5 protein-coding genes, 2 tRNA genes and 3 rRNA genes are annotated in these 12,320 nt (G+C 45.1%); 7 read left to right on the forward strand and 3 right to left on the reverse strand.

Translation table 11 applies throughout. The annotated features are described in order from the left end of the window. The first annotated feature begins 86 nt into the window (after positions 1-86). The 5 genes from ACXAD8_RS00005 (at position 87) to rrf (ending at position 5,783) form a co-directional block, all read left to right on the forward strand. Positions 87-1,618, forward strand: a 16S ribosomal RNA gene (locus ACXAD8_RS00005). Between the two features lie 217 nt (positions 1,619-1,835). Beyond that, positions 1,836-1,912 (forward strand) — tRNA-Ile (locus ACXAD8_RS00010). Positions 1,913-2,148: 236 nt separating this feature from the next. Beyond that, positions 2,149-2,224: transfer RNA gene (locus tag ACXAD8_RS00015), tRNA-Ala, on the forward strand. Positions 2,225-2,535: 311 nt separating this feature from the next. Continuing rightward, positions 2,536-5,512, forward strand: a 23S ribosomal RNA gene (locus ACXAD8_RS00020). A 155-nt stretch (positions 5,513-5,667) separates the two neighbouring features. Then, a 5S ribosomal RNA gene (gene rrf / locus ACXAD8_RS00025) occupies positions 5,668-5,783 on the forward strand. Together the 16S, 23S and 5S rRNA genes with 2 tRNA genes alongside form the textbook arrangement of a ribosomal RNA operon. 1,150 nt (positions 5,784-6,933) lie before the next feature. On the opposite strand, the gene ACXAD8_RS00030 is transcribed toward rrf, so the two are convergent. Together ACXAD8_RS00030 and ACXAD8_RS00035 are read right to left on the reverse strand one after the other, a co-directional pair. Continuing rightward, on the reverse strand, positions 6,934-7,734 hold the full coding sequence (locus ACXAD8_RS00030) for a substrate-binding periplasmic protein (protein WP_475223783.1): 801 nt from the start codon (positions 7,732-7,734) through the stop codon (positions 6,934-6,936). 72 nt (positions 7,735-7,806) lie between these two features. Next, positions 7,807-8,652, reverse strand: a complete 846-nt coding sequence (locus ACXAD8_RS00035) for a hypothetical protein (RefSeq protein ID WP_475223784.1) — start codon at positions 8,650-8,652, stop codon at positions 7,807-7,809. A gap of 159 nt (positions 8,653-8,811) precedes the next feature. On the opposite strand from ACXAD8_RS00035, the gene ACXAD8_RS00040 reads away from it, so the two are divergent. Beyond that, positions 8,812-9,180 (forward strand): TlpA family protein disulfide reductase, encoded by a 369-nt coding sequence (locus ACXAD8_RS00040; protein WP_475223786.1) that lies wholly within the window; start codon positions 8,812-8,814, stop codon positions 9,178-9,180. Positions 9,181-9,211: 31 nt separating this feature from the next. Here the strand turns inward: ACXAD8_RS00040 and ACXAD8_RS00045 are convergent, their stop codons facing one another. Continuing rightward, complete coding sequence (locus ACXAD8_RS00045; RefSeq protein ID WP_475223787.1) at positions 9,212-11,449, reverse strand: FtsZ/tubulin family protein; 2,238 nt, start codon at positions 11,447-11,449, stop codon at positions 9,212-9,214. Positions 11,450-11,761: 312 nt separating this feature from the next. On the opposite strand from ACXAD8_RS00045, the gene ACXAD8_RS00050 reads away from it, so the two are divergent. Further along, positions 11,762-12,319, forward strand: coding sequence for a GNAT family N-acetyltransferase (locus ACXAD8_RS00050; RefSeq protein WP_475223789.1), 558 nt, complete (start codon positions 11,762-11,764; stop codon positions 12,317-12,319). Position 12,320: the final 1 nt, after the last annotated feature.

The following is a 12,320-nucleotide window of genomic DNA, read 5'->3' on the forward strand; positions in this document are numbered from 1 at the left end:
TCGTTCTTTAACAATCAGCAATAAGACAATCTGTGTGGGCATCGATTGATTTTGATGTCGACCCAAAAAATTTATATTTTCGATTTTAATTGAAGAGTTTGATCATGGCTCAGATTGAACGCTGGCGGCAGGCCTAACACATGCAAGTCGAACGGTAACAGGATAGCTTGCTATCGCTGACGAGTGGCGGACGGGTGAGTAATACTTAGGGATCTGCCCCGGGGTGGGGGACAACCATTGGAAACGATGGCTAATACCGCATAACGTCTATGGACCAAAGAGGGCTTCGGCTCTCGCCCTGGGATGAACCTAAGCGAGATTAGCTTGTTGGTGAGGTAAAGGCTCACCAAGGCGACGATCTCTAGCTGTTCTGAGAGGAAGATCAGCCACACTGGGACTGAGACACGGCCCAGACTCCTACGGGAGGCAGCAGTGGGGAATATTGCACAATGGGGGAAACCCTGATGCAGCCATGCCGCGTGTGTGAAGAAGGCCTTCGGGTTGTAAAGCACTTTCAGTGAGGAGGAAAGGTTGAAGGTTAATACCCTTTAGCTGTGACGTTACTCACAGAAGAAGCACCGGCTAACTCCGTGCCAGCAGCCGCGGTAATACGGAGGGTGCGAGCGTTAATCGGAATTACTGGGCGTAAAGCGCACGCAGGCGGCTATATAAGCCAGATGTGAAAGCCCCGGGCTTAACCTGGGAGAGTCATTTGGAACTGTATAGCTAGAGTTTTGGAGAGGAGAGTGGAATTCCAGGTGTAGCGGTGAAATGCGTAGATATCTGGAGGAACATCAGTGGCGAAGGCGGCTCTCTGGCCAAAAACTGACGCTCATGTGCGAAAGCGTGGGTAGCGAACAGGATTAGATACCCTGGTAGTCCACGCCGTAAACGCTGTCTACTAGCTGTATGCGGATTCATTTCTGTGTGTAGCGAAGCTAACGCGCTAAGTAGACCGCCTGGGGAGTACGGCCGCAAGGTTAAAACTCAAATGAATTGACGGGGGCCCGCACAAGCGGTGGAGCATGTGGTTTAATTCGATGCAACGCGAAGAACCTTACCTACACTTGACATGCAGAGAACTTTCCAGAGATGGATAGGTGCCTTCGGGAACTCTGACACAGGTGCTGCATGGCTGTCGTCAGCTCGTGTCGTGAGATGTTGGGTTAAGTCCCGCAACGAGCGCAACCCTTGTCCTTAGTTGCCAGCATTTGGTTGGGCACTTTAAGGAGACTGCCGGTGACAAACCGGAGGAAGGTGGGGACGACGTCAAGTCATCATGGCCCTTACGTGTAGGGCTACACACGTGCTACAATGGCAGATACAGAGGGATGCGAGACAGTGATGTGGAGCGGAGCCCTTAAAGTCTGTCGTAGTCCGGATTGGAGTCTGCAACTCGACTCCATGAAGTCGGAATCGCTAGTAATCGCAGGTCAGCATACTGCGGTGAATACGTTCCCGGGCCTTGTACACACCGCCCGTCACACCATGGGAGTGGGATGCAAAAGAAGTAGTTAGTCTAACCTTCGGGAGGGCGATTACCACTTTGTGTTTCATGACTGGGGTGAAGTCGTAACAAGGTAACCCTAGGGGAACCTGGGGTTGGATCACCTCCTTACGTAAAGGTGTCGAATTGAATTCAATTCGATGTTCACACAGATTGTTTTATTGTATGTAGGTTGGACTTCAGTCCGACTAAGCCTTAACAGATAGGTTTGCTTTTAAGTTTATCTGTTAAGGTTTTTTTGACCCTCGGGTTGACCTTAATTTGTTCTTTAAAAAAGTAAAGTAAAGAAGACCGAAGAAAGCCTAAGCCGTTGGCTCAGGTGCAATGAAGGCCTGTAGCTCAGCTGGTTAGAGCGCACCCCTGATAAGGGTGAGGTCGGCAGTTCAAGTCTGCCCAGGCCTACCAAAACTTTTCTACTCTTCGTTAAAGAAATGCTCATGTGCTGCTTCGCACACAACGCATTCCTTTGCCTCGATTAGAAAAGTTTTAGATCATCCCATTCTTCGGCGTATTTATTGCCAGTCATTAAGTTTTAGATAAGGCTTTTCGACAAGCGAAGGAGGGCGCATACGTTGTCAGTATGTAACCGACTGAGTGAGGAAGAAAAACGCGATATAAAGCTTAAGGACGAAGCAAGAAATGGGGCTATAGCTCAGCTGGGAGAGCGCCTGATTTGCATTCAGGAGGTCAGCAGTTCGATCCTGCTTAGCTCCACCACTTCTTCTTTACTGTAGGTCGGAATTCATTCCGACGAAGCCTTAACAGATAGGTTTACTTTTAAGTTTATCTGTTAAGGTTTTTTTGACCCTCGGGTCGACCTTAAACTGTTCTTTAACAAACTGGAAAAGCTGATAAATCATCGATATTGATGTGTTGTTTCGATAACGCATGCAATATCAACCAAGTATGTATTTTTTAAAAATTTAGGGTAAACGATAGCGTTTTACTCTATCTGACATAGGCGAGTTACAGTCAAGCAACAATTCTTGCATTACTGATGGCAACATTGAGTGATACAGGGGTTGTATGATTAAGTGACTAAGCGTATACGGTGGATGCCTTGGCAGTCAGAGGCGATGAAGGACGTGTAAATCTGCGAAAAGCGTAGGTAAGGTGATAAAACCCGTTATAACCTACGATGTCCGAATGGGGAAACCCGGCCTTAGGGTCATCTGTAACTGAATTCATAGGTTGCAGAAGCAAACGAGGGGAACTGAAACATCTAAGTACCCTCAGGAAAAGAAATCAATTGAGATTGCCTTAGTAGCGGCGAGCGAACGGGTAACAGCCGATGGTTTATGTTGTAGTGGAATCTTCTGGGAAGTTGAGCGATACAGGGTGATAGCCCCGTACACGAAGCAACATAAAGCACATATTAAGTAGGACGGGACACGTGTTATCTTGTCTGAAGATGGGGGGACCATCCTCCAAGGCTAAATACTCCTGACTGACCGATAGTGAACCAGTACCGTGAGGGAAAGGCGAAAAGAACCCCGGCGAGGGGAGTGAAACAGAACCTGAAACCGTATACGTACAAGCAGTGGGAGCAGACTTGTTCTGTGACTGCGTACCTTTTGTATAATGGGTCAGCGACTTATATTTTGTAGCGAGGTTAACCGCATAGGGGAGCCGTAGCGAAAGCGAGTCTTAACTGGGCGCTTAGTTGCAAGGTATAGACCCGAAACCCGGTGATCTAGCCATGGGCAGGTTGAAGGTTGAGTAACATCAACTGGAGGACCGAACCCACTAACGTTGAAAAGTTAGGGGATGACCTGTGGCTGGGGGTGAAAGGCCAATCAAACCGGGAGATAGCTGGTTCTCCCCGAAAGCTATTTAGGTAGCGCCTCGGACGAATACCATTGGGGGTAGAGCACTGTTTGGGCTAGGGGGTCATCCCGACTTACCAACCCCATGCAAACTCCGAATACCAATGAGTACTATCCGGGAGACACACGGCGGGTGCTAACGTCCGTCGTGGAGAGGGAAACAACCCAGACCGCCAGCTAAGGTCCCCAAATATTGCTAAGTGGGAAACGATGTGGGAAGGCTAAGACAGCTAGGAGGTTGGCTTAGAAGCAGCCACCCTTTAAAGAAAGCGTAATAGCTCACTAGTCGAGTCGGCCTGCGCGGAAGATGTAACGGGGCTAAGCAATATACCGAAGCTGCGGCAGCGTGCATCACTTAAAGTTATTTATCTGTAGAGCTAACAGCGACGCGCGAAGCGCCCGCTGGTAAAGCGTTCCAACAATAGTCGGAAGAAAAAGATGAGTTGCTTTAAGGATGCACGCTGGGTAGGGGAGCGTTGTGTAAGTGGATGAAGGTGAATCGAGAGGTTTGCTGGACATATCACAAGTGCGAATGCTGACATGAGTAACGATAATGGGGGTGAAAAACCCCCACGCCGGAAGACCAAGGTTTCCTGTCCCATGCTAATCAGGGCAGGGTAAGTCGGCCCCTAAGGCGAGGCAGAAATGCGTAGTCGATGGGAAACGGGTTAATATTCCCGTACTTTTATATACAGTGATGGGGTGACGGAGAAGGCTAAACTGGCATGGCGTTGGTTGTCCATGTGAAAGTGTGTAGGCTGAGAGTTCAGGTAAATCCGGACTCTTAAGGCTGAGACACGAGACGAGTGACTACGGTCGCGAAGCAGTTGATGCCCGGCTTCCAGGAAAAACCTCTAAACGTATGTATATAAGAACCGTACCCCAAACCGACACAGGTGGTCAGGTAGAGAATACTAAGGCGCTTGAGAGAACTCGGGTGAAGGAACTCGGCAAAATAGTACCGTAACTTCGGGAGAAGGTACGCCTCTGATTGTGATAAGACTTGCTCTTTAAGCGATTGGAGGCCGCAGTGACCAGATGGCTGGGACTGTTTATTAAAAACACAGCACTGTGCTAACACGAAAGTGGACGTATACGGTGTGACACCTGCCCGGTGCCGGAAGGTTAATTGATGGGGTTAGCGTAAGCGAAGCTCTTGATCGAAGCCCCGGTAAACGGCGGCCGTAACTATAACGGTCCTAAGGTAGCGAAATTCCTTGTCGGGTAAGTTCCGACCTGCACGAATGGTGTAACCATGGCCATGCTGTCTCCACCCGAGACTCAGTGAAATTGAAATCGCAGTGAAGATGCTGTGTACCCGCACCTAGACGGAAAGACCCCGTGAACCTTTACTACAGCTTGGCACTGAACATTGACCCTACATGTGTAGGATAGGTGGGAGGCTTTGAAGCGTTGTCGCCAGATAGCGTGGAGCCATCCTTGAAATACCACCCTTGTATGTTTGATGTTCTAACCATCACCCGTAATCCGGGTGTGGGACAGTGTCTGGTGGGTAGTTTGACTGGGGCGGTCTCCTCCCAAATAGTAACGGAGGAGCACGAAGGTTAGCTAATCACGGTCGGACATCGTGAGGTTAGTGCAATGGCATAAGCTGGCTTAACTGCGAGACAGACACGTCGAGCAGATACGAAAGTAGGTCATAGTGATCCGGTGGTTCTGAATGGAAGGGCCATCGCTCAACGGATAAAAGGTACTCCGGGGATAACAGGCTGATACCGCCCAAGAGTTCATATCGACGGCGGTGTTTGGCACCTCGATGTCGGCTCATCACATCCTGGGGCTGAAGTCGGTCCCAAGGGTATGGCTGTTCGCCATTTAAAGTGGTACGCGAGCTGGGTTTAGAACGTCGTGAGACAGTTCGGTCCCTATCTGGTGTGGGCGTTGGATGATTGAGGGGAGCTGCTCCTAGTACGAGAGGACCGGAGTGGACGAACCGCTGGTGTTCGGGTTGTGATGCCAATCGCATTGCCCGGTAGCCAAGTTCGGAACGGATAACCGCTGAAAGCATCTAAGCGGGAAGCCGGCCCCAAGATGAGTCATCCCTGACAGTTTAACTGTCCAGAAGGGTTGTTTAAGACTAAGACGTTGATAGGCAGGGTGTGGAAGCGTTGTAAGGCGTTAAGCTAACCTGTACTAATTGCCCGTGAGGCTTAATCATACAACACCCGGTATTATTTGGTGTTGTAGGTTGGACTTGAGTCCGACAAACGATGTAGACGCACTATGTTAAGAGTAGAACGCGCTTACCTTAAGAAATACAAAAAGAATTCATACGATTTATCAGATTTTTCCCAGTTTTGTTACCAGTTTTTGTCTGGCGGCCATAGCGATACGGAACCACCTGAATCCATTCCGAACTCAGCAGTGAAACGTATTAGCGGCGATGGTAGTGTGGGGTCTCCCCATGTGAGAGTAGCACACCGCCAGGCTCCTATTTAGAAAGAAGGCTACCCAATTGGGTGGCCTTTTTTCGTTTCTGCGGCTTCAAATTTTATCATTCCTGGCAAGCATGTCGGGCAGCCTCCTTTCTAAATAGCGATTAGCTGCGCTAATCTACCAGAGATACCCAACCCATCGGGTATCATGCTGAGTCTTGTTTGCTGATTAGTGTACGAGTAACAATCGTCCCTGAAGTGGCTGCCAGCCTGCACATCCATGTGCAGTCGTTCGGCCGGGCGGCGCTGCGCGCCTAAAGATACCGGCCTCACCCCCATGTGAGAGGAGGTCGTAATTTATTGCGACAAAAGAACCAGATTCAACCATCGCTGTCAGATTGGCAGATTTTTGCTCCTGCAAAATCGGCATTCACTACTTCCCTGTAGCTCAAATCGAACCTACAACCCATCGGGCAGCATATGATTGTAGGTCGTAATTTATTGCGACGAAAATAGTTCCCGATAAGGTAAAGGGATGGGATTTCGGCACTTGCCGTATAGCTATTTAACGTGATCTTTATTGCGTTTGTAACTGGTTGATTATTAGCCAATTTATTTTAGTGCTGAGATTGATATTTAGGATTATTATTGCGATCTGAAAACGGTTTTTTCATGTGAGGTAAACATGTCTGATGCAGTTTCAAGGGTGTTGAATGATTCGATCAAGGTCTTTATTTCTTTAGCAATATTGGTGATCGCTGTAATAATTCTATATAAAGAACCATTTATGTAATTCTTAATGAGCTAACTGAGGATACCAGTCACAGTTAGCTCAGATTTATAAATCTTCATTTACGCTTATCTTATTAATTATCTTTTCCGAGCTGTTCTTCTCTTTGCCGTTTGTATTCGTCATAGGATTGTTCTTTTATAGATTCACAGTCCTTGATATGTATGGTTGAGTCTTGTATGCACTTCTGATGTTGCTGAGATTGCAGGTTGTCGTATAAAGCGCGGTTACTGCAGCCGCTTGTTATTAATAAAACGAAAGAAGCAAACAACAATTTGTTCATGAGCAATTCCACTTTTGAATCAAAAAATTATCGTAATACGATAATAAAGATCAAAACTGACATTGTCACTAATAATTGTTCGAAGCTAATGTAACAGTTTTTTACTTTGCTCATTCTGAGTTATTCGAGGGTTACTCTGACAAAATCGTGTAACTTTTAACGATTCGAGTGAATTGCCCGTTTTCGTTGATTTGCTCAAAACTGGCAGAAAATTCATCAACATATTTTTTTGGTACTGCTTTATTAAATGCAAAATGAGTGGTGAGTTCTTCCATCGTAAAGTGAATTGTTAAGTCATTCTCTGTTTTACCCAAACGAGCAAATTCAAATTTTGCAATGTTTTCATCGATCGCCACTATGTCTACTCGTTTTAACAGCAGCATTCTGATCAGTTCCAGTGAAGTAGGTAGCTTCACTGTAGAATGATTGTTTAGTCCGTATTTCTTTAATAACTGCTCGCCTATATCGTTACGTACTACACCAACATTCATAAAGTTTATTTCTTCAACTGATTCATAATTCTGTGGTGTTTTTAGGGTAATAACAGATATTTTCGAGATTAATATCGGGCTGGAAAACTGAAACAGTGACTCTCGGTGTGTCGACTTAGTCATGGTAAATATTGCGGCGTTGGGGTTTTGAAGTGCTTCTCTGTATGCCCTGGCCCAGGGGATAACCAAGACGTTATTTTTGTCAAAAGGGGTGTGCATGTTAGCCATTATTGCCTCTAACAGTTCAACGCTCAGGCCAATTAGTTCCCCATCAATATTATGATAATTGTAGGGTGGATACTCCTCTGTCATCCAAACAATATTTTGTGCAGAAAACTCCGCCTTAACCGTACCCGAAAATACAAAAAGACAACACACAAGCAGAATTCTGGCGATGGTTAAACGCTGCGAGAAACGCTCAAAAGCGGGGAATTTATTCATAACCAGTAATTTTAAAGGCTCTGCCAATTAGTATAGGAGATTGTCAGAAAATCTGCAGATTAGGCCAACCAATTAATCCGTTAATGATTCACAGGGTGGATGATCAACAATTGCCTGAGATGCCATCTGTTGTAAAAAGAGTTGTGTATTACTTTCTATTTCGGAACCTGGCATCTCGCCCAAGAGTTCCGCGGGATGCCCGGTAATACTCTGGAAAAGTACCATTGAAGTTAAGTACGCGCCTGTTTCGTTGGCGTGATTACCGTCTCTTGCATGTAAGGACAAGGATGGATGAAAAGTTAACGCATAATCCCAGGCAAAGCCAACCGGGGCGATACAAGCGGGATTTTGCTCTGTAATATCGCTATGAATGCTATAAACATAAGAAGCTTCGCCTGAAGAATTTAGCTGTCCCCATTCAGGAAACAAAATGGGAGTTCCGCCTTGTTGTTTGGTTTTGCTAATCAAGGTTTGCGCTGCTTGGGTGGAATATTCATAGCTTCGACTCATGGAATACTTCTGAGCCTGGAGAATGACATAATCCCAATTTCGACTTTCAAAATGAGCCATGGTAGTAGAATTCTGTACGTGTTCAGACAGGAACAATGATTTTTCAGCCTTTTCAACCAGAATGTTTCCATCCGGTGCATAAGCTTGCAACGAGTCTTGTAATAAAGCTGGTAAGTCAGCCGTGCTGGTATGGCTGTTACCGATCATCAATATCGATATATCGTAATCCGTGGGTGGTGTATTGGGTTGACTATTATCTACAGGACTATTATCAACCGGGCTGGTGTTTACCGGATTGTTGTTGCTGCCAGGACTGTTGCTAACGTTATCATTACTACCGCCCCCGCTGCATGCTGTCAGCAAGCTTAAACAAAGTGATAAAGAAAGAAGGTACTTTATTGTTTTCATGTTGTTTTTACCTTAATTGCCACCAGGATAACTTTATCACCAAGTGAAGAAAAGATTCTTCAAAAAACGCGGATATTGCAGCAATAAACGTCATGCCTATTACTTCTGCTGAAAACTTGCAGCATAATATCGCCAGAAAAACATACACAGAGCATAAAATTGAACAACATAACTATTGAACAGCTAGGACAGCTACAAAAAGACAGGGTAACATTTGTCTTAAACATCACGGCAAATTGGTGCCCGGATTGCACCGAGCGCCAGGTTCATCATTTACCTCAGTTTTCCGAGCTTCTTAAGGAGCATGAGGTAACGCTTTATGGCTTAATGGTGCAGGAAGTTAAAGGCGAATTCTTGTCAGATGAACATCAGAAATTGGTTGAGGAACTGGGGGGCCATGGTTATCCCAGGACTGTACTTTTTGTAGACGGTAAATCGGTTGACAGCGATAATGTGGAAGTCATTACCGAAGATGGTTTACAGCAACTGGCGAATCGCTTTGCCAAGTTAATAAAAAAGCCCGCTTAAAGCGGGCTAATGTTAATTTATGAAGTTGGATTTATTCAACGTCAGTAATGTCTGGCTCATCAAAAAATGATTCCTGCCGACTGTGTTTAACAGGCGCTGTATAAGTTTCCTCAAATTCTTCATTAAGAGAAATAATTCGTGTTTTGCTGATGCGGTGACGGTAGATCTCTCTTAAGTACATGATGGCTTTTTTGACATTATCTGCAGTCAGACGAATGTCGTTAATGGATGTAAACTTGCTTTGTTCCCGAATAAGCTCTTTGTATTTTTTCTCGTACATAGGCTTGATAGCATACCAATTGGTATCCAGGATCTTTGCCGGGTTTTCATTTTCTACCAACATGTCCATTAGACGTACTTCGTCAAAGTGTTCTGCCCGAATAAAGTCAACGATAGCTCTGTCGATAGTTTCGTCATAACGATAATTGTCTTTGGCGAAACAGCGTTTTATGTATGCCACTATCAGAGTTAAAAAGTCATCACTTAAACAAGGGCTCTTAGCAATCAATGTGGTCAGCGACAGATTTGCCGATGCACCAATTACCAGCGCATAACGTTTTAGAGTGGTATTGGGGAATAATGAGTTTAAGTGGACCTTCAATTTATTGAGATCCATATAGGACAACTTAAAGTCCTTAGGCAAAGATACAATGGACACCACTGAAGAACAGTTTTGATAGAAGTGTAATTTTCTAATTTGCTCCGGATTAAAGTTGCCATCTTTATAATCTTTCAGCACTTTTTTATAGCGGCCCGATTCAATTGGCAACAAGCTAATCCCTTCTATCGCTTGTGTCTGTTTGTTGTAGTGGGGCAGGTCGATGGAGCGATAAAATAAATCATCAATATCCAGACGCTTGCCATCACTATCCTCAGGGGCAACTACAGATTCTGCATAGGCAATAGCTACCGGACCTGCGAGACTCATAAACAGGTCGTTTGCATCCAAGCGAATAGTTTCACCGATATCGATACCAGCGCGATGGAAATAATTTTCATCGTAGTCGGTGGTCACGGCCTGAGCCGTAAGGATATTGAATATCTGTTGGCTGATATATTGGTTGGCGTGTTTTTCCATGGCATTAACGTCTATTTCGTTAATGGTGCCGCCGTTATCGTTTTCCTCGGCATAACGCATGATATCGTTCGAAATCAGCATCATGGCATTCCAGGGACGAATGCGGTTCATTACCTCAGAAGTATGACCATCATCGCTATCCAGGTTGTAGGAAAAGTCCCATTCCTCAGATAAATACTTACACAACAGGCGTCCGGCATTGATATGCAATGCCTCGGACATCTGCATACTTTTATCTGTTATGTTGGGCAGAATACAAATGCCGCTGGTGAAAATAGGTTCAAATACAAAGGACTGATTCTGGCTGGCTATATCCCGCTCTGGTTTCACATCAAAAGTTTTACTCATGTAAGAGTATTGCTGAGCCAGACCAAACTCTGAAGCCATACCAGATCCGGTACCACCACCGGCACTAAAAATATAAAAATACAGTCTCGATTGATTCGCTTTGATACCACAGGAGTCAATCAGGTAGGAGTGAATAAATTTCCAATCGTTATTGGAGAAGTGCTGGGTATCTTTATTGAGAATAATCTTAGCCAGATATTGTCCAAGAATTGGGGCATTACCAGCACCCCCGGCATGTACTTCGGAAAGGTCCATGATTTTTAGTTTTTTGTATTCATCTAAAAAGTTGCTTTCGGCACCCTTTGAAGAAAAGCGGATACGGCCTTCAATATCCTTGTCCAGATCACCGAGCATCACTAGCGGCTCAATCAGGAACACGGGCTGGGCGGAATTTTTGGAGTTGAGCTTTAAATTTCTTTGCAGCCATTTTACTGGTTTGTTATCTGACTCTTTGGCTTTTTTAAGCTCTACATTAAATTCATTCATGTAGAAGTTACGCGCGTTGTGCACTAATGAAGCCACTTCCAGTGCGATATTAGAGCCACATCGGCCTAAACCGATCAGACACACCGAGGGGAAACTTTGTAGTTTAGCTTCGGTTTCATTGTCATTTTCTGCCGGAGGGTAAACATTGCTGCGCAGGGAGTCGAGATTGGAAAGTATCTTGGAGATATCTTTTTCAGTGTAGTAGTTAAATTGCGTGGGGATTGTTGCGGTATCTTTGTTTCTTGAAGTGCTGGCAGGGGATTTAACGATCACATCGTATTCCTGTTCTGCATTGTACTGCTCTTCATTATCAACCAGCGTTTGTTTGTTTCTTATTATCGGTTTTTTGGTGCGCATGACTGCCCCCTGCTTCGTTTAACCACTAAAGAAGGACTCACTATAGTGCATTTATCGTTCAATTTGTAACTCAATATATCATTTAACAATCCGTTTACAAAAGACATTTGTTGCTGGTCAAGTGTGCAGTGCTGGATAATAAAGAATCCGAATTAAGGGTGATACGGCGGAAATGGGGTAGGGGTATCTATTGTTAATCCTCTTTTCTCGCGCTATGGTTGCTGTTAGAACATGTTTATTTATGCAAAGTTGTACCGCAAAGGTCAACACGCTCTTTATGGCGCGCCAACTTATATAAGAAAAACAGATAAAATGAGCACAAAACCATTTCCTATTCTCACCAGTGACAGATTACTGCTTAACGAGTTAAAAAAAACTGACAGAAAGGCCGTGTTTGAGATGTTTTCCGACCCCAAGGTAACGGCTCATTATGATGTTGAGCGTTTCAAAGATATTAAAGAAGCCGACCACCTTATCAATTATTTTCAATCGCGATTTGAAACCAATACAGGTATTCGTTGGGCTGTCAGGGAAAAGGGCAGTATTCAACTGATTGGGAGCTGCGGATTTAATAGTTGGAACCAGTACGATGCCAGTGTAATCCTGGGGTATGATTTGTCGCCTCAATACTGGGGAAAAGGCTACGCCAGTGAATCGGTGAAAACGATACTGGACTATGCTTTCAGTAATAAGTTTCCCATCAAAGTAAACCGTATCGAATCGCTCATTCTGCCCAGCAACATTCCCTCTATTGCGGTTTCTGAAAAGGCGGGTTTTAAGTTTGAAGGTGTGATGCGCGAAAAGTGCTTTTGGAACGGCGCCTTTCACGATATGAACCTATACAGCTTATTACGTAGCGACTATTGCTAGT

The sequence above is a fragment of the Planctobacterium sp. AWH2_060 genome, assembly GCF_056158425.1.

Bases quoted from the DNA above. Each gene is read 5' to 3' on its own strand.
- ACXAD8_RS00030 (WP_475223783.1), bottom strand. From the start codon at position 7,734: ATGAATAAATTCCCCGCTTTTGAGCGTTTCTCGCAGCGTTTAACCATC.
- ACXAD8_RS00035 (WP_475223784.1), bottom strand. From the start codon at position 8,652: ATGAAAACAATAAAGTACCTTCTTTCTTTATCACTTTGTTTAAGCTTG.
- ACXAD8_RS00045 (WP_475223787.1), bottom strand. From the start codon at position 11,449: ATGCGCACCAAAAAACCGATAATAAGAAACAAACAAACGCTGGTTGAT.
- ACXAD8_RS00050 (WP_475223789.1), top strand. From the start codon at position 11,762: ATGAGCACAAAACCATTTCCTATTCTCACCAGTGACAGATTACTGCTT.